Genomic DNA, 22,956 nt, shown 5'->3' on the forward strand with positions numbered 1-22,956 from the left:
GAAATTGAAGATATATTATTATATTTATATAAAAAAATTAAGAGAGTGGTGAGAGTGTGAAAAGCATATTTCTTAGGCTTTACGAAGCGCAAGATATAGCTAGTGAAACTGAAAAGGCTGTTATTGGATACTTATTAAAGAATCCAGAAGATGTGATGAATCTTAATGTAAGGGAATTAGCAGATAAGACTTTTTCATCACCTTCGACTATAATACGTATGTGTCAAAGGGTAGGATTTGAGGGGTATAAGGATTTCAGACAGACTATGATTTATGAGATAGCTTCGAAAAATAATAAAAGAGATAATGAAATAGAAGATGTATCTCAATATGACAGTATAAGTGAAATAATAAAAAAAGTAACATATAAGAACATAGCATCTTTAGAAGAAACTATGAATTTAGTTGATGATGAAACACTTGAAAAATGTGTAGAGATTATAGATAATGCCAAAAACATATGCCTTTATGGAATAGGAGCATCTCTTTGTGTAGCTAGAGATGCATACTTAAAGTTTTTAAGATTAAATAAACAGTGTACTATAAATGATGACTTACACTCACAATTACTTCAGGCTAAAAATATGAATAGTAATGATGTTGGAATTGTAATCTCTTATTCTGGATATACAGTTGAGATGATAGAATGTATGAGAATAATGAAAGAAAACAATGTTCCTCTCATAGCTATAACACGGAATACCCCATCAATAGTAGCAAAGCTTGGTGATTATGTTCTCTATATACCATCTACTGAGCCTACATTTAGAAGTGCGGCTATGGTATCAAGAATGGCACAGTTGAATATAATAGATCTATTATTTACAGCATTGATGAATAGAGAATATGAGAAGTCTTTAAAAGTAATCCGAAATAATTCTATAGAAAAATCATAAAAAAGGCTATATCGAATCGATTTTACAAATCGGCTTTGATACAGCCTTTTTTATACATAAAGTGAAATTTTTAATTGATTATGAAATTTGATTTCATATTTCTAATTAATGAAAATTAATACTAAAAAATGAGATTTTTATAATAAAAATTCATTATACTTTTTATGGCTTTAAACGACAAACGTGTTATATTTTTTAAATATAAAAATATAATAATTCAATAAAAATTACAGAAAAAATGTAAAATATTTTATTAAAAGTTTTTTTGTTTAAATAGATTTTCAACTTAAGAAACAATGTTTCAATAAATGCTTATATTATTGATTTAAAACGTTAACAATCTTAAAATATAGTTGATGATAAAACAAATGTTGAGATCTTATAATAGTTTTTCAATAAAAAAATAAAAAGGGGTGTTAAAATGACAAATCAAGAGTTATCAAAAAAGATTCTTGAATTAGTAGGAGGACAATCTAATGTAATTTCTGCATTTAATTGCATGACTCGTCTTCGTATTAATATTAAAGACAAATCACAAGTTAAATTAGATGCTTTAAAGGCAGTTGATGGGGTTCTTGGAGTAGTTGAGGATAATACACTTCAAGTAGTACTTGGGCCAGGAAAGGCTAAGAAGGTTTGCGATTTATTTGTTAAAGATGCTGGGGTGACTAGTGCTGCATCTTCTGACTGGAAAGAAAATAAGGAATCTATAAAGTCTAGTCAAGGTCAAAGCAAAGTTAAAGAAGCATTAAGAACTATAGCAGATATATTTATACCAATGCTTCCAGCAATTATAGCAGCTGGTTTATTTAACGGTTTTGCTAGTTTAATAGGGCAAATGGCTCCAGCACAAATTGCTGCAAAAGAAGGATTTATATTTATATTACAAACAGTATTTTCTCTTATAGGTGGAGGATTCTTAAGCTATTTTGCTATATACACAGGTATAAATGCAGCGAAGAAATTTGGAGCAACTCCTGCACTTGGTGGAATGTTAGGCGCAATGTCAATAATGCCACAGATAAATACTATATCTACTGCATTAGGACTTTTCAATGCTGAAGTTCCTCTTGAGTCTATATTAACTACTGGAAAAGGTGGTATTATAGGAGTTATCTTTGGAGTTTGGATACTTTCAAAGGTTGAAAATTCAATACGTAAGCGTGTGCCAGATGTTTTAGATCTTATAGTAACTCCATTTGTATCTTTAATTATAGTTGCAGTAATATTTGTATTAATAATAATGCCTATTACTGGATATCTTTCAGATTGGTTAGTAGGAGCACTTTCTTTACTTATAAATTCAACAAATCCTGTAGTTTCTGTAATCTCAGGTTTTGTATTATCAGCACTATTTTTACCAATGGTACTTTTAGGATTACATCATGGGCTTATTCCAATATATGCTATTCAGCTTGAGCAAATGGGAGGAGTTTCATTATTCCCTGTACTTGCTATGGCTGGAGCAGGTCAAGTTGGAGCTGCAATTGCTATATATATGAAAGCAAAAAAATGTGGCAATATTCGTTTAAAGAAAGTTATAGCGGGTGCACTTCCAGCAGGATTCTTAGGAGTTGGCGAGCCGCTTATCTATGGAGTAACTCTTCCAATGGGAAAACCATTCATAACAGCAGGAATAGGTGCTGGATTTGGTGGAGCTTTTGTAATGATTATGAAAGTTGTTGCTACATCTTGGGGACCATCAGGACTTGTTGCTATACCTCTTATGAAAACTGGAGCTATGATGATGTATTTCCTAATAGGATTAGTAATTTCATATGTTGCAGGATTCATAATAACAGCACTATTTATAAAAGAAAAAGATGTTGAAAATGCATAGAAATTAAGTAGTTTTTAAGGCTATGATACGATATGCTTTTTTTAAAATTAAAAAAGGAGCCACAGGCTCCCTTTTTAAATATGTCAATATTAATTAATCTTAAATCTTTTCTTTCTTTAACCACTTTAACGCATTTCTTAACTTTACAGGATTTCCATACATCAAAGTTCCACGACGATATATCTTTGCACCAAATACACCTGTAAGAAGAGTTGAAGCTATTAAAATAGCCAAAGAAATTATGATATTTATTGCTGACACTGATCCCATAGAAACTCTTACAAACATAGCCATACATGAACTGAATGGAACATAGGACAATACCTTCATAAGCATACTTTCAGGATTATTTGTCATTCCAAACATTACTGCAAGGAATACAGCAACATATATGAAAGTTATTGTACCAGCGCTTGAATTTACCTCTTCAGGTTTAGAAACTAAAGCTCCAACTGCTCCAAATATGAATGCATAGAATAGATATCCTAAGATTCCGAAAACGGCAAATACTGCTATAACATTCAGAGGAATGTCAAATATCATATCTAGTTTTCCACCCCAATTAGCATTGTTAAGTTTATAGGTCAATATACCAGATAAAAGTATTGCACCAGATTGAATTACACTGGCTATAGTTGTAGCGATTACCTTACCAAATATTAAACTATTACTGCTTGTACTTGTTACTAAAACTTCCATAGCACGATTGCTTTTTTCTGTAGTTACTGAAACAGCTATCATTTGTCCATAGAATATTATTAAAAAGTATAAAAAGAATATTAATATATAAGTATAACCAAAATTTTTAACAGAGTCTTTCCCTAAGATGGTTACATTTGATTCTATAGGAATGCTATATAAAGCATCTATTTCTACAGGGTCTAACCCCTTAGATGTAAGAATTTCATCTCGGTAAAGCTTTGTTAATGCAGTTTCAAAAGTAGATTTATTTGAATCGCTCATACTACTGTTTTTTACTAAGTAAGTATAGCTAGTTGGTGTATTTATAACGAAACCTGCCTTTATAGTATCATCACTAACTAAATCCTCAATTTCCTTTTCGCTTGAAACTAGTTTAAAATCAGCTTCAGGGAAGAAGCTTTTAAAGTAATCTGAATTGGAAATAACTCCCCCTCTATCATATACTGCAAAGCTGCTTGCAGAGTCAGAAGAACCTCCGAATTTTGAAAATATATTTGAGAAATCTATCATTGTAGGTAGTGTTAGCCCAATTATTAATATAGCTGATATAATGCATGTAGTTAAAATGTAGCTTTTGCTTTTTAAATAGTTCATGAGTTCGAATTTTAATACGGTAAAAAATTGCTTCATTATTTGTCACCTGCCTTTAAAACGAAAATATCGGTTAATGTAGGTTCATATTCACCGAATTTTTCAATGTCAATATCAGATGATAATATTGATTTTAGCAAATCATTTTTAGTGTAAGAGCCAATTAGTTCTAATACTATAAACTCCTTTTTTATCTCTGATACATTTATCATTGAATGAAATGAATTTTCACATATATCTTTTAGTTCCTCTAAGGAATAATTATTAGCACTTAATATTAATCTGTTTTTACCGAAATCTTTTTTAATTTCTTTTAAATTTCCGCTTAGTACTATAGTACCTTCTTTTACGATAGCAATTTCTTCACAAAACTCTTCAACATAACTCATTTGGTGGCTTGAAAATATTACAATTTTATTTTCTACAATTAATTCTCTTATAACATCTTTTAGAATTTGAGAGTTTACTGGGTCTAAACCACTAAAAGGCTCGTCCAATATTACAATTTCAGGATTACACACTAAGGTTTGAGCTAATTGTATTTTTTGTTGATTTCCTTTTGAAAGAGTTTCTAGTTTTTTGTTTTCATATTCTTCAACACCAAGTCTTTGAAGCCATTTTTTCATATTGGCTTTTGCATCTTTCTTAGATATTCCCCTTAACATGGCTAAGTAGATTATTTGGTCGTTTATTTTTTTCTTTGGATATAGGCCTCTTTCTTCTGGAAGATAACCTATTTGATGTTGTGAGGGTTTAAAAGGTTTTCCGTCAAGTAGGATTTCTCCATCTGTGGCTCTGAATACATCCATTAAAATACGAATGGTTGTAGTTTTTCCAGCCCCATTTCTACCAAGCAATCCTAAAGCTGAACCACTTTTGGCTGAGAATGATATTCCATGAAGAACTTCTTTTGTATCAAAGCTCTTGCGTAAATTTTTCACTTCAAGTTCCATGTAAATCCTCCAATTTAAATTTATTTATATATTAAGATATAAAACGATAGTAAACTTATTAATAAAGTTTGTCAATATTAACATGATTTTCATAATATTAAATTTACATTAAACTATAGAAGATTTTTTTCTATAATGTTTAATGAAGACTTAAGGTTTTATAAAGAATTAGATAAGTTTATATTGGTATAATGTATTATGTTGAATTGTTTATTTGTAATTTGTTTGTAAAGTTTTACAACTAAATTACTGCTATTATAAATTTCGTTAAAGTGATTTGTATTTAATTACTAAATATATATTTAGCAATTAACTTCTAAGAGAAGATATTTAATTGACGAAATGATTTTTATTAAACAAATGAAAGGAGAATTATAATGAAAAATGTTTTAGAATATCTTGAAGAATCGGCAAAAAAGTATCCTAATAAAATTGCTGTAAAAGATCCTGAAAATAGTTGTTCATATATAAACCTACTACAAAATGCTAAACATATTGGAAGTGGAGTGTTACAATATGAGGTGCCGAGAAGTCCAGTAATTGTGTTTATGAATAAGAGCGTTGAGGCATTAAGTGCATTTATGGGAATCGTACATGCAGGATGTTTTTATATTTTCATTAATCCTGATCAAACAGATACACGTATTAAGCAAATTTTAGAAATTACAAAGGCGAAATGTATTATAACTCATAGTGAATTTATAAGCGCTATAAAAAAAGTAGAGTTTTCTGGACATATACTTGAATATAGTAAGCTTGTTAAAACTGAGATAGAAGATGAAAAATTAAAAAATATAAGAGAAATGTTCCTTGATATAGATCCTCTTTATTGCAATTTTACTTCAGGATCTACTGGTGTACCAAAAGGAGTTCTAGTTAGTCATCGTAATGTAATAGACTTTATGGAGTATTTCCCTGACATGTTTCAAATTACACAAGATGATATAATCGGAAATCAAGCACCGTTTGATTTTGATGTATCTGTAAAAGATATATATTCAACTCTAAAAGTTGGAGCAACCATGGTGATAATACCTAAACATTATTTTTCTATAGTTACTTTGTTGCTTGATTATATATGTAATGAAAAAGTTACAACTATGATATGGGCAGTATCAGCTTTATGCTTGATAACGCAGTTTAAGGGATTAACATATAGGATACCAGAGAGTGTAAATAAGATATTATTTAGTGGCGAAGTAATGCCTATAAAGCACCTTAAACTTTGGCAAAAAGCTTTACCACAAGCAAATTTTGTTAATTTATATGGGCCAACTGAAATAACTTGTAATTGTACTTATTATCGAATTGATAGGGAATTTGAAGACAATGAAATCTTGCCAATAGGAAGGGCATTTCCTAATGAAAAAGTATTTTTGCTTGATGAAAATGATAAAGAGATTATCGATAAGAATAAAATCGGAGAAATATGTGTATCAGGTACAGCAGTTGCATTAGGCTATTATAATAATCACCTACAAACTAATAAAGCATTTGTACAAAATCCATTGAATTCACAATACATGGAGACTATTTACAGGACAGGAGATCTTGCATCCTATAATGAACATGGAGACCTTTGTTTTGCAGGACGTAAAGACTTTCAAATAAAATATATGGGTCATCGTATTGAACTAGAAGAGATAGAAGCAACATTAAATGGATATGAAGATATTCAAAGAGCTTGCTGTGTTTTTGATAGTGATAAAAATAAAATAATCGCTTTTTATGTGGGAAATATGGAGAGAAAAGAAATACATAAAAAAATGCGTGAGACTTTACCAGTGTACATGATACCGAAAGAGTTTCATTTGATGGATGAACTTCCTATAACTCAGAATGGAAAAATAGATAGAAAAAAACTTAAGAATTCTGGAGGGTCAAAATAAAGTATGAGTAATAATTTTTTAAAAGAGGCTATATCTCAATATAAGACGCCGTTTTATATTTTTGATACAGATATCTTAGTTGAACAAATCAAGAAAATTAAATCTGCTCTAGGTTCTGATATTGATGTATGTTATGCTATGAAAGCTAATCCCTTCATAATTAAAGAGATGGAAACAGTAATTGATGGCTTTGAAGTTTGTTCGCCAGGAGAGTTTCATATATGTGAAAGAGCATCAATATCTATGGAGAAGGTAATTATGTCTGGAGTATATAAAAATCCTGAAGATGTTGAATATGCAATTTTAAATTATGGTAACAAAATAACATATACTGCTGAATCTTTTATACAATGGCAAATTATTGAACAGTATGCTAAAAAGCACAATGTATCTGTTAGAGTTTTGCTTAGATTAACTAATGGAAGTCAATTTGGTATGGATGAAAGTATTATTCATCAAATCATATCGGATAGAAATTTATATCCTCATATTGAAATTGAGGGAATTCAATTTTTCTCAGGTACTCAGAAAAAATCAGTTGGTAGGATAACAAAAGAACTTAAGATGTTAGATGATTTTTGTGATGCCTTAGCAAAGGAATATGATTTTTATGCTAAAAGATTAGAATACGGGCCAGGTCTTCCAATTTTCTATTTTGAAGAAGAAGATGGTTATGAAGAGGATAGTCTTGAAGCTTTTGCCAAAGAAATTAAAAATATGAGATTTAAGGAAAAGATTGTATTAGAAATGGGGAGATTTATTGCAGCTTCTTGTGGTACTTATGTCACAAGTGTAGTTGATATGAAATCAAATCAAAACCAGAATTACTGTTTAATCGATGGAGGAATCCACCATATCAACTATTTTGGTCAAATGATGGCAATGAAGAAACCTCCTATAATTCACTGGGATGAAGAAAAAGATGGTGAGATAAAGGAGTGGACTATTTGTGGTTCCTTGTGCACGATGAATGATGTACTTGTAAAAATGTATCCATTCAAAAATCTTCAATTAAAAGATAAGCTAATATTTAAAAAGGTAGGGGCATATTCTATGACCGAAGGTATATCGCTATTTTTGAGCCGTGAACTTCCACAAGTGATTTTATACTCTAAAGATAGTGGACTTCGTTTAGTCAGAAGTAGTTTTCCTACTGACAAATTAAATTATATACAAGATAAAAATAATTAAGAAAGAGTGGTAAATAATATGAAAGAATTACTTGAAATTTTAGAAGGTATTGATCCAGATATTAACTATGGTGAAGAAGATAAGCTTATTGATAATGGGCTTTTAGATTCTCTATCAATTTTATCTTTAGTAACAGAATTGGAAGATGCATTTGAAATTGAAATTAGACCTGTAGACTTAATTCCTTCAAATTTCAATTCAGCAGAATCAATGTGGAACATGATTCAAAGGTTACAAAAGGAAAACTAAAATGAATTACATTTCTTTTGTATACCTTATTGTTTTCATACCTCTTGTTTTGCTTGCATATAAAATTATGCCCAAGCGTTATAGAGGACTAGTGTTATTACTTGCAAGCTATGTTTTTTTCTTTATGGTAAGCAAGAAGCTTGTGGTTTATTTGATGTTGTCTACAGTTTCAATTTACTTTATTGGCATTTGCCTTTCGTCATGCAAGAAAAATTATCTTGAAAAAGAAAAAAATGCAGATGATATTAAGAAGTTGAAAATAGCATTTACTAAGAGAAAACGTAGAATTTTATTAATTGGGATAGTATTTAATATTGGAATATTGGTAGTCTTAAAATATTTTAATTTTATAGCTAGTAATATTAATCCAATTCTTAATTTACTATCATCACCAAGTCTGCTACCTGAGTTGAAGTTTGCTCTACCTATAGGCATTTCATTCTATACATTGCAAGCTGTATCTTACATAGTGGATGTTTATCAAGAAAAAATTGAAGCAGATAAAAAACTGCCTAGATTAGCGTTATTTATGTCATTTTTTCCAATAATAATGGAAGGACCTATTTGTAGATATTCTGATATAGCAGAAGATTTATATCGTGGAGAACCACTTAAATATGAAAATGTGACTTTTGGAAGTCAGAGAGTTTTATGGGGATTGTTCAAAAATATTGTTATAGCAGATAGATTAAACTTAATTGTAAAAACTATATTTGATAATTATGAAAAGTATGGAGGAATTGTAGTAATACTTGGAGCTGTATGCTATACATTTCAGTTATATATGAATTTTTCAGGTACTATTGATATAACAATTGGTATTAGTGAAATATTTGGAATAAAAATTCCTGAAAATTTTCGTCAGCCATTTTTTTCAAAAACAGCTGCTGAATTTTGGCAGAGATGGCATATAACACTTGGAACATGGTTTAAAGATTATATATTTTACCCTATATCACTAACTAAATTTGTTAAAAAGCTAGGAAAAAAGACAAGAAAAAAATTTGGAAAGCATATTGGTCAGGTTATCCCTTCAATGATAGCATTATTTGCTGTATGGCTTTCCAATGGACTTTGGCATGGAGATAGATGGAGTTATATATTCTTTGGAATGTATTATTTTGTGTTGATTTTACTTGGTAAAATAGTAGAGCCATTAAATCACAAAGTTCTAGCATATTTAAAAATAGATAAACACAATATTTTTTATAGATGCATACAAACTATTAAGATGCTGATAATTGTTTTTACAGGTGAATTATTTTTTAGAGCCAATGGATTAAAAGCTGGTTTATCAATGTTTAAATCTATTTTTACGAAGTTTTCATGGTCTGATGTTACAGATGGAACTATATTAAATCTTGGAATTTCATATAAGGATTTTGGTGTACTTTTAGCCGCTCTTATCGTTGTATTTATTGTTGGAATTTATAATGAAAGAGGAGTTTCAATTCGTAAAAAAATATCTAATTGGAATATTTTCTTTCGCTGGAGCTTTTATTATGCTGCCTTATTAATAGTAATTATTTTTGGAGCCTATGGTGAGGGTTATATTCCAGCAGAATTAATTTATGCAGGATTTTAGGGGGTGACTTTATGAGATTTAAGAACATCATAAAACCGGTCGCATTTGTAGGAATATTTCTTATTATATTGGGGTCCCTATCACCTTTTTTTAGACAAGTCATTAGTAAAAAGGCTATTGAAATTGAGCCACAAAATACTATTGATTATCTAATTATTGGAGATAGTGAAGCTACTACAAGTATTTCCCCAATGGAAATATGGAACAAACATGGATTTACAGGATATAATTTAGGGGCGCCAGCTCAAAGATTACAGGAGACATATTATTCATTAAAAAATGCTCTTAAAAATCAGAAACCACAGGTGGTTTTGCTTGAAACTAATGCTACCTGTAGGGCTTTCGGAGTGAATGGAGAAATAAACAAACTTTTCGGAAGTATTTTCAAAAATAATTTTGAAGTATATAAGAACCATAATAAATGGAAAGAGTTTAATTCTCAGAATGATAGTGAAAAATCAAAAAGAATAAGAACAAATATATTAAGGGGATTTCGCTATGATGAGAAGATAGAACCATATACAAAAGGACCCTATGTAAGGGAAACTGATGCTGTTGAGAAAATACCTAAAGTACCTATGTATTATTTAAATAAAATAGTTGAACTTTGCAAGGAAAATGATATTCAATTGATTTTATATACAGTTCCATCACCTGTTAATTGGAATTATAAGAGATACAATGGTATTAAGGATTTTGCAGAGAGAAATAAGTTACCGTTTCTAGATTTAAATTTGAAAACTGAAGAGCTTGGGATAGATTGGGCAACAGATACCTATGACAAAGGAGATCATTTGAATTTCTTTGGAGCTCAAAAGTTAACTAGTTATATAGGTAATTATTTATCGGAGAACTCTAAGTTAATTGATCACCGAGAAGATGAGAAGTACTTATTTTGGAATGACATATGGAAGAAATATTTGAAGATAACAAATAAAAATTAAGATAAAAAACAGAGTTTTATTCAATAGTGATTTAACACTTATTTTATAAAAGCTCTGTTTTTTAAATTTTATAATATTTTTCTTCCTATCCCCTCGCCCATAAGAACCTGAGTTTCGATACCTAAGGAACTATGTTCTAATAAGTCCTTATCTATTTCTACAGTATCTTTTTTAAGGAATAAGACTGTAGTAGAACCGCCAAATTTAAAGTATCCTTTTTCATCACCCTTTGAAACCTCAGTATTAGGCTCATATGTTTGAATTATAGTACCAACACAAGTTGCACCTACTTCCATACATAAAATATCATCAAAGTTTTTTGATTTTAATATACTCCATTCACGTTTGTTTTGACAGAATAGATTAGGTATTTTCTCAAGAGCTATAGGATTTACTGAGTAATAAGACCCATCTATTTTTTTTGTTTCACTACAAATTCCATCATCTACGAAGTGAAATCTGTGGTAGTCAGTTGGACATAACCTTAAAATAAGGCATACCCCACCATTATAATCTTCGGCAACGCTGTCGTTATTTATTAATTCCTTAAGGGAATATGTAAGTCCTTTAATCTGTACCAATCTATCTAAATCTATATTAGAAAATGCAGTAAGTCTTCCATCTCCTGGAGATATCAAAATATTTTTATCATTTGTTATTGGTCTAGCTTTTGGCTTAAGTTTTCTTATAAAGAAATCATTAAATGATGAGAAGTCTTCAATGTCTTTTTCACAAAGAGACATATCAATATCTAAGTCATTTATGAAAGAACTTATTTTTCTTTTACTTAGTGAACTATCACAGAACTTTCCATAGAGTTTTGAAAAAGCTTTTTTCTTTATAAAAAGTTCTAAAAATTTCATTCCTACAGGAGATGAGTAGCACCATTTTAAGTATGTTTCTCCAGCTACTTTTTCTATCTCATATTTTTTTGTAGATCGATTATAAATCTTTATCATCTTTATCTCTCCTTAAAAATCTTAATATTAATTTTACCACAAAATTTATATGATTTTAATATGTAATAGAGTATACTATCAATATAGAAATGTTAAATATATTTAAGATAGGGAAGAATTAATATTAACATATATATGTGGAGTGATTAAAATGAACAAGACTAAAAAGGCGATTTTTCAGTCTGCAATAGAGATTTTCTCTAAGGCTGGATACAACGGTGCTACTATGGATGATATAGCGATAAATGCAGGAGTAGCAAAAGGAACCTTATATTATCATTTCAAAAGCAAGGAAGAAATATTCAACTACATAATAACAAATGGTCTTGAAATGATGAGAGTTGCTGTGGAGGATGCTGTAAAGGCTGAAGAAAATACTGTACTTAAGATTAGAACTATGTGCAAATTTCAATTAGAACTTATTTATGAAAATAAGGATTTCTTTAAGGTCATAATGAGTCAAGTATGGGGACAGGAACTAAGACAGGTTGAATTAAGAAAATGCATAGAGGAATATCTAAAAACTATAGAAAGATTCCTTCAAGAAGGTATGGATAATGGAGTATTAAAAAAGAGTGATAGCAATTTCATGGCATATACATTCTTTGGTACACTATTTTCTGCCGCTATTTATGAGCTTATAAATGCTGAGAATACGGATATAGAAATGCTAATAGATAATCTTATGAATTTTATATTTAAAGGAATAGAGATGTAAAAGAGGCATTGCAAAATAGAGTATTTATTTTGCAACACCTCTTTTTAGGTCATACCTGATCTGATTATAGATATTAAAAGCCATAGAGCTAAAACTCCAGACATCAGAAATCCAGCTATACCCATAAAAGAAACACCATTAATCTTTGGACCAGTATTTGAACTTATGAGCCAAGCTGAGCTTATTATCATAGCCGAAATTACAAGTCCAAATACTAATCTATTTACCATCTTATTAACTTGAATTAGAGGTCTTTCTAAATTTTTATGTTCAAGTTGTAATTTTGTTCTGCCGCTTAATATGTTGTCACTAACTTCAACTATTTTTTCAGGAGTTTTATATAAACTATTTAAAAATGTATATGTTTTTATAACTATATCGTCATGAGAAAGTTTTGGAATAAGTTCACTATTCTCCTTCACATAAGGAATAGCTATATCTAGAATTTTTATTTCTGGTGAAAGATGAGTCATAACTCCTTCAAGAATTACAAGGCTCTTCATAACCAATGTCAGTTCTTTTGGAAGCTGTATATTATGTTTTGCAGTTAGTTGAATTATATCATTAAGCATAAGAGATATATTAATATGTGCTAAGGAGGTATTAAGATAGTTAAAGAATAAATACTCTATATCTTCGTAAAGAGCATTTCTATCAACATAACCTTTTCTTATACCTATAGATAGAAAAACGCTGATAAGCTTATTTATATCCTTTAGCACTATGGAAATCAATGCGTCATTTAAAGCTTCTCTAAGGGGAATACTCAAATTTCCTACGATACCAAAATCTATAAAGCAAATTTTATTGTCCTTTATTAATATATTTCCAGGATGAGGGTCACCATGAAAGAAACCATCATTAAACACCTGTTTTAAAAATCCTAAGGCAAGCTTTCTACTTATATCTGATAAGTCGTAATAGTTCTCCTGAAGACTATTAATATTATCTACCTTTATACCATCAATTCTTTCTAGAGTTAAGATTTTCTCGCTGCTCATGGATTTAACTACATATGGAACATAAATAAAGGCTACGTCTTTATTTAATTCTTTAAATTTTATAGTATTCTCCATTTCAATAGTAAAATCTAATTCTTTTTGCGTAGAAATCCAGATTTCATTTAAAGCTTCAACTGGATTTATAAATGAATTTGCAAACTTATTTTTAGTAAGCTTTAGAATTTTAGCTAATACTGAAACGTCTAGAGCCATTTTTTCCTTTATATGAGGTCTTTGAACTTTTACTATAACATTTCTTCCATCTAATAAAGTAGCCTTATGAACCTGTGATATAGAAGCTGATGCCATAGGAGCTTCATCAAAAAATTTAAATTGATTCTTTAGAGATACTCCGAATTCCTCGAAAAATACTTTTTCTATAGATTCGAAACTTTCAGGAAGTGCTTCATCTTGCAACTTTTTTAGCTCTGATACGTATTCTTCAGGCAGCAAATCTGTTCTAGTACTTATAATTTGTCCAAGCTTTATAAATGTTGGCCCCAGTTCTTCAAATGCTTTTTTCAAATTTTCAGGAGAAGGAGTTCTTTTTTTTATTTTTGAGTCTACAAGATACCCAAATCCGTATTTAAAAAATACTTTGACTATCTCTTTAAAACGATCGTTAGAGTTTTTACTCATAGTTCCTCCTAACAAAATGAGTGAAACCTAAGGTGAAATATTCGACCTTAGGCCCCAAATTTATTCCAAAGAATTTAATATAGCATTTATTTTTGCCTCGAGCTTAGTAACTTGTTCTCTAAGGTCATTAAATTCATCTCTAGATACAAAATCCATCTCTTCAAATGTGTTCTTTAAATCTTCTTTAGTTAAAGGCATAACCTTTTTATTAAATGCTTCTGATTTATCTTTAAAGGTTCTCTTTAACTCTTGAGAAAGCTCCTTTCCCTCATCTACAGAAAGACGTCCTTTCTCAACAAGTTCTTCAACAACATTTGCAGACTTTTCATAAGTATAAGCAATTGAACCTACACCTGCTAATAATATCTTTTTTAATTCATCCATTATGGTAACCTCCTAAATTTTAAAATTAAAATTATTTATAGTAACCTTTTAATGTTAATAACTTATATTATATGATTTTATATTGATAATTATATATTTAATTATCATCATTTTATCACAAAAACTTTAGTTAAATCCATTGTTTTCAGAAAAGTCACAATAATATAGGCGTGTATCTACTTAGCGTATTATAAATTAAATTCAACTTTAAGATAAAAGAAGTAATATTTGACATAGAAAAAAATTTGCTATACAATAATAATGTTATAGGCTCTCATAGTTCAATGGATAGAACAGCCCCCTCCTAAGGGGCAGATGTAGGTTCGATTCCTACTGGGAGTACCATATTTTAACTCTAAACCTAAGTAAATCAATGGTTTAGAGTTTTTTATTTGCTCAATATTGTACTATTATTGTACTATTTCTTTTTATCAGCTTTTTTTGTACTAATATTTGTACTAATAATTGTACTGAAATACTAAAAGCCAGGAACAATAATTCCTAGCTTTTAAGAAAATATAGAATCAAGTAGGTCCGCAGTATCTTTGACCATATCATCCATAATATGCATATATGTATTTAAAGTAACTGTTATATCTTTATGGCCTAATCTCTCAGATACTACCTTTATATTTTCACCATTCTTAATTAAAAGTGTAGCGTGAGTATGACGTAAACCATGAAAACTTATTTGATGCAAATTATCTTCATACTTAGCTATGTTTTTAGTAAATTCCATAGAAAGGTTCCTGGGATTACATATTGAACCATATCTATTTTTAATTATTAGATCATTGTCCTTAGGATTAATATCATCCTTAATAGCTTGCAGGTAGTTGATTAATACTTTAGGTATACTTATCTTACGATTACTTGTAGATGTCTTTAAAATAGGTGATAGCAGTAATATTTTGTTATCCTTATCAAATATAACTTGATTTCTAACCTTTAAATATCCTTCCTTGAGGTTTACATCTTTCCATCTTAAACCACATAATTCACCTATCCTTAATCCAGTAAGTACCTCAATAAAAATAGGCAAGTGCAAATATTGGTCTTTAATCTTATCCATGAAGAAGTCAATTTCCTCTTTACTCCAGTATTCTATTTTAGGTTTTTCAGCTTTAATTTTTTCTATATCAGTAGGTATTGTATATATAAGCTTATTAGTTTTAGCATATTTAAAGCAGCCGTTTAGAGTTTCCATTACCTTTTTAACTGTAGAAGGTTTAAGACCCTTATTTATAAGATTATTATAAAAATCTTGTATAACTATATTTGTTATCTCATTGAGTTTGTATGATCCTAACCCAGGTATAATATGAGTGTTTATTCTGCTTAAGTAGTTGGTCCTGGTATTAATGCTAATATTATTAACTTTATACTCATCAAACCATTTTATAATAAAATCCTTAAATAGTGTTTTATTAGTTGTAGGAGCTATATAACCTTTCTTCTTTTTATTCATTACCTCAGTTACATAAGCTTCAGCTTCTTTTTTAGTCTTAAACCCTTGTTTTCTCTCACCTATCTTCTTACCATCTATATAACCTAAAGGAATATAAACTTTCCAGTTAGGGTCATTCTTAGTACCTATGTTTTTTATTGTGGCCATAATATACCTCCTTTCTTAGAAATCATGTGTAGTTATCTCTAATCCTTACTAAGTAACTACATGGGTGCTTGAAATTTCAAGCAGGGGTAATAAAACCATTACGGAACTTCCATATCAGAGCGAAATATTTCGCTGTCGCTTAAATTGATAGCGGAAATGTCAGTCAATCAAAGTGACCGAGATTTGTTAACGGTCATTTCTATTTACCGTTTAAGTTAATAATAAAATTAAAAAACAGGTCTTTCAAAAGGACTTATCTTTAAAACGGGTGAATATAAACCACTTGTTAATATAACAGAAAAGTTTAACTACCGAAAATTTGGAGGTTAAAACGGTGAATATAAACCACTGTTACTGTATCAGTTCGCTGTCACTTAAATTGACAGCGGATTTATATCGAGGTCAAACAGGAATTTTCCGTTTTGATATATTAACTACCTATCCTTTAGATAGTGCGACAGGTCAATTTGTCTGTTTGCCACCATGTTACCCTCTAAATGAAGGTAAGCTTACCCAATAGAATTAGACAACCTTTAAATATAGGTTAGCTCAAATTTGAGCCTACCTCGTCATAATGACGAACCTATTCTAAATACCAGAGTGCCCCCAATTTTGGAGATACCCTCAAACATGATGTTGAACCTTACCCTCGACATTATGTCGAACCTTTAAATATGGGGTGTCCCCAATTTTGTGGAGACCTAATCCCTAATAAGGATTAGTGGTGGTTATTTATATTACTTTTTTTATTTATTCTTATTAGTATTCTTATTAGTATTCTTATTGTCTTTCTCAACTACTACCTGTTGTCTTTCTTGAATACTACCGTTGTCTTTCTCAACTACTACGTAGTCTTTATTATCTATACTATCCTTACCTAACCTAACCTGAGTATCCGATTTGGATACATCTTGTATATATTATTATTCTAATGAATCAGACCAAGTAAAGGAAATAATTAAATCATCATCTAGCATATTATCATCATCAAATTTCGAAAGTATTTCTCCTGTAATATCATTTTCAATATCAGACCTAAAAGGAGTCGTTAACATTTTAAAAGCATTTACAATTATAGAATTTTCTTTAATTATGTCTTCATCATAATCATTAAGTTCCTCACCATAAAGCTCAATGTATATATCTAATGATGATATTTTATTGCCAGTAAATGATTTAAAGCAGTTTCCAGTTAATTGACACTGTGTCTTTTTAAGATTTTTGGTAATTTCTAAAGTAATCTCTAAAGATTCATTATTAACATAAACATATTTAACTTCAATATCTACAGGTATATAAGAAATTAATTGATTTGGAGTTATTTTTAAGTAGTTACATAAAGTGTTTAATGTATCGAATTGTAAGCCTTTTGCATAGTTGTTCGAAATAGAAGTTAAAGTTGTTCTAGATATGCCAGTATCATTAGATATTTGGGTTATTTTAATATTTCTTTCAGCTAAAAGAACGGATAAATTACATCTAATCATAAATTACACCTCCAATAATGTAATTGTACAATTCTTTGGTCAAAATATCAATTTTTTTATAAAAATGTATTGCAATATATTCTGAATGATGTACAATATAGTCATAACAATGTTCAATATATTGTTCAAAATAAGACTAAAACATTAAAAATGAATAGAGAGGTGAGTAAATGTTAGCTTTAAAAATAGCAAGAATAAAAAAAGGATGGACACAAGATGAGCTTTCAGTAGTTTCAGGAGTTACCAGAACAACAATATCTAATATTGAAAACAAAGGTATTAAAAACATTCCAGTTAAGACTCTTGAAAAACTGTCCAAAGCATTAGGCACAACAGTATCAGAATTATTCTTTTCAGATGAAGAGTAATTAAACTCATTGCCATAAGTGGCAACACTTCTAAAAATTCTATAGACAACGCTAGAAGGACAGAACAAGGGTGCAATGCTCTTAAAGGTATAAATACACTAGAAAGTAATTTGAATACTTAATTATACAAGCGTACTAACACTAGGAGGTAAAATGATGGATAATATAACAATCGTAAAGCAAGTTATGGATTCTGAAAGTACAGAAACAAATATAAACATTGATTATCAAGATAAGATAATAAGAATTTATAGCAGTAAGGCAACAGTAATAAACAGGATTTTACGTAAAGGATATAAACCTTATAAAATTGATAAACTGCATGGCGAAATATGTTCAATGACTTTTAACGTTCCAACAAATGAAATTACAAAATTTTTAAGAGGGGACATATTCAGATATGACCAAAATTAAATCTAAAGTCGTATAAACAACATACGCTAAGATTACAAGGGTACTGAACCATCAAGTAATGCAATTACACCTTTGAATTATTATAAGTGTGTAAACGCAAAGGAATAAGGCTAAATCAATAAAAGATATGTGGAGGGGAATACATGAGTAAAAAGACATTAGTTTATAAAACTAGAGAAGTAGCAGAAATGACAGGGAAATCTGTGGCAGCTATAACTAACGAGATAAGAAAAGGCAATATGAAGGCTACGAAGGTAGGTAAAGAGTACCTTATACCACAAATAGAACTAGATAGATTTTTAGGTATAGAAACTACACCACAAGCTATGGATAGAGAGCTATACATCAAGGACCTAGAAAATAAGATAAGGGTTTACGAATTTAAAATCAAGTCTCTTAAAAATGCTATAGAATCAGTAGAAAATGTACTTAGATATTAAATAACTAATTAACCACCGCCAAATTGGCGTTTGTTAAAAGGATGGAGGGATATTATGAAGGTATCAATGCTTTTCAAGTATATAAATCTATGCAAGGAATTTAATAAAGAGCCTAGTTGGGATGGTTTAAAGTATTTTAAGATGGCTTTAAAGTAGGAGCGTGATTAGTTGGCTAATAGAAGAATGTTTAGTTTAGACGTAGTTGATACTGATAAGTTTTTAGAATTACCAGCTTCATCACAAAGTTTATATTTCCATTTAGGAATGAGGGCAGATGATGATGGTTTTGTATCAGCACCTAAAAAGATAGCAAATATGGTTAATTGTAGTATTGATGATCTAAAACTATTAATGGCAAAAAAATATCTAATTCCATTTGATAATGGCGTTGTAGTTATCACAGATTGGAAAGTTAATAACTATATCCAAAAGGATAGATACCATGAAACAAGGTATTTAGATGAAAAAGCAATGCTATCAATCAATAACAATGTATACAATATGGACACAAACTGTATACAAGATGTATCCAAATCGGATACTCAGGTTAGGTTAGGTAAGGATAGTATAGATAATAAAGACTACGTAGTAGTTGAGAAAGATAACGTAGTATTTAATAAAGACTACGTAGTAGTTGAGAAAGACAACGGTAGTATTCAAGAAAGACAACAGGTAGTAGTTGAGAAAGACAATAAGAATACTAATAAGAATACTAATAAGAATACTAATAAGAATACTAATAAGAATAAAGAAAAAAGTAATATAAATTTAAATATGTTGATAGCTGAATATACTCAAAATGAATGTTTAATAGAAACCTTAAAGGACTTTCTAAAAATGAGGGAGGCTATTAAGAAACCTATGACGGATAGAGCGTTGAAAATAATGCTTAAGAAGTTAAAAGGTCTTTCTGAGGATGAAGATATACAAATTAAAATCTTAGAGCAGAGTATATTTAATAGTTGGCAAGGGATTTTTCCATTGAAAGACCAATCAGAAAAAAACACAGTAAATCATGGGACAAGTAATAAAAATAACTGTGATGATCTATACGAAGAACTTATGTAAAAGAAGGTGAGTAAGTGGACCGTGAAAAGCTATATAGTGAAGAAGTGGAAATAAATATTCTAGGTTCTATGATTATAGATACCAATAGCTGCATACAAGTTATAGAAAATAATATTAATAAAAATGATTTTTATCATGACTATAATAAAATAATTTTTGTAACAATAAAATCAGTGTTTAAGGAAAAAAATACAATAGATTTATTAATGCTAATAGAAGAACTAAAAAATAAAAATTTATTAGAAAAAGCCAGGGGTATGTCTTATATATCCGAAATTGCTAATTCCGTTGCAAGTACAGCAAATTTACTAGAGTATCTAAAAATCCTAAAAGAATACAGTAGAAAAAGGAAATTAGACTATATTGCAAAATATATAAGCTCAAATATAAATCAAAATATAGAAGAGTTGCAGCAAGAGATAACAAGTCTTGTAACTGAATTAGTTGAGGAAAAGCAAGCATCAGAAACGGCAGAAGAACAAGAAGAAGAATATTTAAAGACATTAGAAAAAAGAATGAATGGTGAAATAGTAGCAGTAAAAACAGGATTATCGAGAATTGATGAAAAAATAGGGGGGTTCTCTGGAGGTGATCTAGTTACAATATTTGCTTTTAGTGGAGTTGGAAAAACGGCATTAGCCACACAAATAGCATTAAATAATATTAAGAATAATAAAAGAGTACTATTTTTCAGTTTAGAAATGCCTAAAGAACAAGTAAGGGATAGAATAATATCAAATTTAGCAGATGTTCCTTCTAAGAATCTAAGGGATGGAAAATTAAAAGATGATGAACTTGTAAGAGTTATAAAAGCCAACACTTATTTATCGCTAAATAAAAGGCTGTTAATAAGTGAAGAAGATGAGTTATTAAATATTACAAGTAAAATTCAACTGGAAATAATGAAAAATAATATAGACATAATATTTATTGACTATATAAATCTAATTAACATAACAGGAAACAACAAAGAGGAACATTACAGGGTTGCAGAATGTACAAGGTTACTAAAACGACTAGCAATAAAGATTAATAAACCTATTGTTATACTAGCACAAGCTAAGCAAGAAGCAGCCAGTAAGATGAGTAATAACAACTTGAATATTTGGGAAAAGGTAGCGGTTAATGATGTTGCAGGTGGGGCGTCAATCTATAGGGATAGTGATATAGTTATAGGAATTTATAGAAATATTGAAATTGATAATGAGCTAGTAAGAAATAAATTACAGAGGGAAAACAATAAAAATATAGATTATTTCAGTAAAAACTCGGATAAAAATCCCGAATGTATGACTTTATTAATCAAGAAGAGTAGAGCAAGCGGGAAAGATATAGTTGCTATGAAGTGGAAAAGTAAGAATTACAGAATTAGTAACTGGTATTAAGAACAGTAGCTTGAAAGGGAGGTTACCAATAATTTAAATAGAAATGAGGTAACACATGAAGGTAAGCTTAAAAGAAATTATTTTAAGAGTTGGAAGTAAATATAGTCAAGCTCCAAAAGCGTTAAGAGTTACTATTGGAGAGATACTGGAAGGTAAAACAAAAATAGACTATAAGAAAAAATGGTAACAGATACTACCAATATCTATTACCACCAGGAGTAAATCCTAATAGGATATACATAACCTAACTTAACTTAAGTATATCCTATTATGCTCCAAATAATCAAATAAAAAGGAGAAATAAGGGAATGAAATACGAAGAAGCTAATAAATTTATAAACAGTGTTATAGAAAATGAGTTCCAACATGTGCAGCACTATGAAGAAAAGGGCTTTAGTGATACTGATAAGGATCAAAAGGAACTGGAAGATAAAACAACTGAAGTGTTTGAGAAGTTGCTTAAGAGTATACCAGAGGAATATAGAAAATTAATAGATGAATACTCAAGTTCAGCGTGTTATGAGAGGGTTAATCTCTGCAGGTTCTATTTTAAAAAAGGAGTTATAGCAGGTACCACAAATTTAAATTTCCTCAAAGATACCAATATGATGGAGTATATAGAATAGGAGGAACTAGTTTGATAAAGATAACTGTTAAATATAGAAACCATGAAGAAAAGGAAAGGCTTATAAATAAGCTTAGTAAGGAATGTAAGGTGTATAAAGTATCTAAAGAGTATGGAAAGCCTAATGCACTTTTTAAGAGCGTATACGTTGATTTAGAGCCATAAGAAGGTGAATAAATGTATTGTGTTATCCAAGAAATAAAAGTTAAAAAAGCTAATTCTTATGGAGCTAGTAAAGAGTTAAAGGTGTCAGAGCTAAAATGGTTCTCTGATGGTGTTGAACATTGTAAATATGAATATACTTATTCGGATGAAAGATTTGAAAGACCTATTAAAAAGGCTTATAAGATATCTATTCATCAAAGTTATAGGGAAAATGGTAAGGTAAAAAAGAAACAGTGGTCATTATGCACCATGAATTATTATGACATAATTGAGTTTAGTTTGTATGATTATGCAGGCAATAAAATAAAAGCATTGTCAGAGGAGTTAAAGCTTACAGAGGATGAAATATATAACATGGTTTGGTCTAAGCTGGATCCATTAACAGAGCAGATAGAAAAAGAGTTCCAAGAAACAGAAGAATATAAGGTGTCTCAGCAGCATAGAGCAATAATAGATAAGTATCTACAGGCTAAGCGTGATTTTGAGGATATATACGGTAATGATACTTATGATTATTGTTATGATGTATTTGGAGAACTTAGAAATAAAGAAATGTTGGATAATATAAAGAGGCAATATGAAGCAAGTAAAGATTATCAACGTAGCTACTATGAAAGCTATCAAAGTAACTACAATTATGATTCATATAGTGGTTATCAAGAATCAATTCATAGTAACTACACAGATGAAGAAAAGAAAAAACTAAAACAAATATATAAAACACTAGCTTTAAAGTTTCATCCAGATGTATGTAAGGATGATGGTAATATGATGAAATTAGTAAATAAGCTGAAAGAGGAATGGGGCATATAGTAGGTACTTTGTGAATACTAATAGTAACCACGTAA

General features: G+C 29.7%; 24 protein-coding genes and 1 tRNA gene. 18 read left to right on the forward strand and 7 right to left on the reverse strand.

All coding sequences use genetic code 11. The annotated features are described in order from the left end of the window. Positions 1–56 precede the first annotated feature (56 nt). Positions 57–896, forward strand: a complete 840-nt coding sequence (locus tag KQH81_RS00230) for a MurR/RpiR family transcriptional regulator (RefSeq protein WP_027639256.1) — start codon at positions 57–59, stop codon at positions 894–896. Between the two features lie 421 nt (positions 897–1,317). Next, positions 1,318–2,736, forward strand: coding sequence for a PTS transporter subunit EIIC (locus KQH81_RS00235; protein ID WP_099335886.1), 1,419 nt, complete (start codon positions 1,318–1,320; stop codon positions 2,734–2,736). 99 nt (positions 2,737–2,835) lie between these two features. On the opposite strand, the gene KQH81_RS00240 is transcribed toward KQH81_RS00235, so the two are convergent. Beyond that, the gene (locus KQH81_RS00240) at positions 2,836–4,068 is read right to left on the reverse strand and encodes an ABC transporter permease (RefSeq protein ID WP_230028607.1); all 1,233 of its coding nucleotides are present in this window, start codon (positions 4,066–4,068) and stop codon (positions 2,836–2,838) included. Next, the gene (locus KQH81_RS00245) at positions 4,068–4,982 is read right to left on the reverse strand and encodes an ABC transporter ATP-binding protein (RefSeq protein ID WP_027639259.1); all 915 of its coding nucleotides are present in this window, start codon (positions 4,980–4,982) and stop codon (positions 4,068–4,070) included. The genes KQH81_RS00240 and KQH81_RS00245 overlap by 1 nt, the downstream gene beginning before the upstream one ends. A 377-nt stretch (positions 4,983–5,359) precedes the next feature. Here KQH81_RS00245 and KQH81_RS00250 point away from each other — a divergent pair, with 377 nt between their 5' ends. From KQH81_RS00250 to KQH81_RS00270, 5 genes are all read left to right on the forward strand, one after another. Further along, positions 5,360–6,871 (forward strand): amino acid adenylation domain-containing protein, encoded by a 1,512-nt coding sequence (locus KQH81_RS00250; RefSeq protein WP_178312009.1) that lies wholly within the window; start codon positions 5,360–5,362, stop codon positions 6,869–6,871. A 3-nt stretch (positions 6,872–6,874) separates the two neighbouring features. Further along, positions 6,875–8,062: a diaminopimelate decarboxylase family protein gene (locus KQH81_RS00255; RefSeq protein ID WP_230028609.1), complete on the forward strand. Its 1,188-nt coding sequence runs from the start codon at positions 6,875–6,877 to the stop codon at positions 8,060–8,062. Between the two features lie 18 nt (positions 8,063–8,080). Beyond that, positions 8,081–8,311, forward strand: a complete 231-nt coding sequence (locus KQH81_RS00260) for a phosphopantetheine-binding protein (protein ID WP_022788059.1) — start codon at positions 8,081–8,083, stop codon at positions 8,309–8,311. Between the two features lie 67 nt (positions 8,312–8,378). Next, positions 8,379–9,896: an MBOAT family O-acyltransferase gene (locus tag KQH81_RS00265; RefSeq protein ID WP_230028611.1), complete on the forward strand. Its 1,518-nt coding sequence runs from the start codon at positions 8,379–8,381 to the stop codon at positions 9,894–9,896. Positions 9,897–9,907: 11 nt separating this feature from the next. Then, entirely contained in the window at positions 9,908–10,840 is a 933-nt protein-coding gene (locus KQH81_RS00270; RefSeq protein ID WP_074846656.1) for a hypothetical protein, read from the forward strand. Between the two features lie 68 nt (positions 10,841–10,908). On the opposite strand, the gene KQH81_RS00275 is transcribed toward KQH81_RS00270, so the two are convergent. Beyond that, complete coding sequence (locus KQH81_RS00275; protein ID WP_099335882.1) at positions 10,909–11,799, reverse strand: phosphatidylserine decarboxylase; 891 nt, start codon at positions 11,797–11,799, stop codon at positions 10,909–10,911. 151 nt (positions 11,800–11,950) lie between these two features. Between KQH81_RS00275 and KQH81_RS00280 the strand changes: the two genes are divergently transcribed. Continuing rightward, on the forward strand, positions 11,951–12,517 hold the full coding sequence (locus KQH81_RS00280; RefSeq protein ID WP_027639265.1) for a TetR/AcrR family transcriptional regulator: 567 nt from the start codon (positions 11,951–11,953) through the stop codon (positions 12,515–12,517). 44 nt (positions 12,518–12,561) lie between these two features. On the opposite strand, the gene KQH81_RS00285 is transcribed toward KQH81_RS00280, so the two are convergent. Continuing rightward, complete coding sequence (locus KQH81_RS00285) at positions 12,562–14,157, reverse strand: ABC1 kinase family protein (protein WP_027639266.1); 1,596 nt, start codon at positions 14,155–14,157, stop codon at positions 12,562–12,564. A 60-nt stretch (positions 14,158–14,217) separates the two neighbouring features. Next, the gene (locus tag KQH81_RS00290) at positions 14,218–14,541 is read right to left on the reverse strand and encodes a phasin family protein (protein ID WP_206153148.1); all 324 of its coding nucleotides are present in this window, start codon (positions 14,539–14,541) and stop codon (positions 14,218–14,220) included. Positions 14,542–14,811: 270 nt separating this feature from the next. On the opposite strand from KQH81_RS00290, the gene KQH81_RS00295 reads away from it, so the two are divergent. Next, a tRNA-Arg gene (locus KQH81_RS00295) sits at positions 14,812–14,886 on the forward strand. Positions 14,887–15,049: 163 nt separating this feature from the next. Here the strand turns inward: KQH81_RS00295 and KQH81_RS00300 are convergent. Then, entirely contained in the window at positions 15,050–16,156 is a 1,107-nt protein-coding gene (locus KQH81_RS00300; protein WP_230028613.1) for a site-specific integrase, read from the reverse strand. 923 nt (positions 16,157–17,079) lie between these two features. Beyond that, positions 17,080–17,643 (reverse strand): helix-turn-helix domain-containing protein, encoded by a 564-nt coding sequence (locus tag KQH81_RS00305; RefSeq protein ID WP_230028615.1) that lies wholly within the window; start codon positions 17,641–17,643, stop codon positions 17,080–17,082. A 170-nt stretch (positions 17,644–17,813) separates the two neighbouring features. Here KQH81_RS00305 and KQH81_RS00310 point away from each other — a divergent pair, with 170 nt between their 5' ends. The 9 genes from KQH81_RS00310 (at position 17,814) to KQH81_RS00345 (ending at position 22,921) form a co-directional block, all read left to right on the forward strand. Next, complete coding sequence (locus KQH81_RS00310) at positions 17,814–18,011, forward strand: helix-turn-helix domain-containing protein (protein WP_230028617.1); 198 nt, start codon at positions 17,814–17,816, stop codon at positions 18,009–18,011. Between the two features lie 156 nt (positions 18,012–18,167). Then, on the forward strand, positions 18,168–18,425 hold the full coding sequence (locus tag KQH81_RS00315) for a hypothetical protein (RefSeq protein WP_230028620.1): 258 nt from the start codon (positions 18,168–18,170) through the stop codon (positions 18,423–18,425). 143 nt (positions 18,426–18,568) lie between these two features. Then, positions 18,569–18,865, forward strand: a complete 297-nt coding sequence (locus tag KQH81_RS00320) for a helix-turn-helix domain-containing protein (protein ID WP_074845005.1) — start codon at positions 18,569–18,571, stop codon at positions 18,863–18,865. Positions 18,866–19,033: 168 nt separating this feature from the next. Further along, positions 19,034–19,933, forward strand: coding sequence for a phage replication initiation protein (locus KQH81_RS00325; RefSeq protein WP_230028622.1), 900 nt, complete (start codon positions 19,034–19,036; stop codon positions 19,931–19,933). A 14-nt stretch (positions 19,934–19,947) separates the two neighbouring features. After that, entirely contained in the window at positions 19,948–21,318 is a 1,371-nt protein-coding gene (locus KQH81_RS00330) for a replicative DNA helicase (RefSeq protein ID WP_230028624.1), read from the forward strand. A gap of 55 nt (positions 21,319–21,373) precedes the next feature. Beyond that, entirely contained in the window at positions 21,374–21,505 is a 132-nt protein-coding gene (locus tag KQH81_RS17540) for a hypothetical protein (RefSeq protein WP_268254215.1), read from the forward strand. Positions 21,506–21,626: 121 nt separating this feature from the next. Further along, the gene (locus KQH81_RS00335; RefSeq protein WP_230028626.1) at positions 21,627–21,944 is read left to right on the forward strand and encodes a hypothetical protein; all 318 of its coding nucleotides are present in this window, start codon (positions 21,627–21,629) and stop codon (positions 21,942–21,944) included. An 11-nt stretch (positions 21,945–21,955) separates the two neighbouring features. Next, a complete protein-coding gene (locus KQH81_RS00340) occupies positions 21,956–22,108 on the forward strand; it encodes a hypothetical protein (protein ID WP_230028628.1) in 153 nt (50 codons plus the stop codon). A 12-nt stretch (positions 22,109–22,120) separates the two neighbouring features. Further along, on the forward strand, positions 22,121–22,921 hold the full coding sequence (locus tag KQH81_RS00345) for a hypothetical protein (RefSeq protein WP_230028630.1): 801 nt from the start codon (positions 22,121–22,123) through the stop codon (positions 22,919–22,921). Positions 22,922–22,956: the final 35 nt, after the last annotated feature.

It is taken from the genome of Clostridium cadaveris (assembly GCF_020911725.1).
GTDB classification, from domain to species: Bacteria; Bacillota; Clostridia; order Clostridiales; family Clostridiaceae; genus Clostridium_X; species Clostridium_X cadaveris.

Coding starts and splice junctions, on each gene's coding strand:
- KQH81_RS00280 (WP_027639265.1), top strand. CDS start 11,951: ATGAACAAGACTAAAAAGGCGATTTTTCAGTCTGCAATAGAGATTTTC.
- KQH81_RS00305 (WP_230028615.1), bottom strand. CDS start 17,643: ATGATTAGATGTAATTTATCCGTTCTTTTAGCTGAAAGAAATATTAAA.
- KQH81_RS00320 (WP_074845005.1), top strand. CDS start 18,569: ATGAGTAAAAAGACATTAGTTTATAAAACTAGAGAAGTAGCAGAAATG.
- KQH81_RS00250 (WP_178312009.1), top strand. CDS start 5,360: ATGAAAAATGTTTTAGAATATCTTGAAGAATCGGCAAAAAAGTATCCT.
- KQH81_RS00260 (WP_022788059.1), top strand. CDS start 8,081: ATGAAAGAATTACTTGAAATTTTAGAAGGTATTGATCCAGATATTAAC.
- KQH81_RS00335 (WP_230028626.1), top strand. CDS start 21,627: ATGAAATACGAAGAAGCTAATAAATTTATAAACAGTGTTATAGAAAAT.
- KQH81_RS00245 (WP_027639259.1), bottom strand. CDS start 4,982: ATGGAACTTGAAGTGAAAAATTTACGCAAGAGCTTTGATACAAAAGAA.
- KQH81_RS17540 (WP_268254215.1), top strand. CDS start 21,374: ATGAAGGTAAGCTTAAAAGAAATTATTTTAAGAGTTGGAAGTAAATAT.
- KQH81_RS00255 (WP_230028609.1), top strand. CDS start 6,875: ATGAGTAATAATTTTTTAAAAGAGGCTATATCTCAATATAAGACGCCG.
- KQH81_RS00235 (WP_099335886.1), top strand. CDS start 1,318: ATGACAAATCAAGAGTTATCAAAAAAGATTCTTGAATTAGTAGGAGGA.
- KQH81_RS00310 (WP_230028617.1), top strand. CDS start 17,814: ATGTTAGCTTTAAAAATAGCAAGAATAAAAAAAGGATGGACACAAGAT.
- KQH81_RS00240 (WP_230028607.1), bottom strand. CDS start 4,068: ATGAAGCAATTTTTTACCGTATTAAAATTCGAACTCATGAACTATTTA.
- KQH81_RS00315 (WP_230028620.1), top strand. CDS start 18,168: ATGGATAATATAACAATCGTAAAGCAAGTTATGGATTCTGAAAGTACA.
- KQH81_RS00285 (WP_027639266.1), bottom strand. CDS start 14,157: ATGAGTAAAAACTCTAACGATCGTTTTAAAGAGATAGTCAAAGTATTT.
- KQH81_RS00290 (WP_206153148.1), bottom strand. CDS start 14,541: ATGGATGAATTAAAAAAGATATTATTAGCAGGTGTAGGTTCAATTGCT.
- KQH81_RS00275 (WP_099335882.1), bottom strand. CDS start 11,799: ATGATAAAGATTTATAATCGATCTACAAAAAAATATGAGATAGAAAAA.
- KQH81_RS00270 (WP_074846656.1), top strand. CDS start 9,908: ATGAGATTTAAGAACATCATAAAACCGGTCGCATTTGTAGGAATATTT.
- KQH81_RS00265 (WP_230028611.1), top strand. CDS start 8,379: ATGCCCAAGCGTTATAGAGGACTAGTGTTATTACTTGCAAGCTATGTT.
- KQH81_RS00345 (WP_230028630.1), top strand. CDS start 22,121: ATGTATTGTGTTATCCAAGAAATAAAAGTTAAAAAAGCTAATTCTTAT.
- KQH81_RS00300 (WP_230028613.1), bottom strand. CDS start 16,156: ATGGCCACAATAAAAAACATAGGTACTAAGAATGACCCTAACTGGAAA.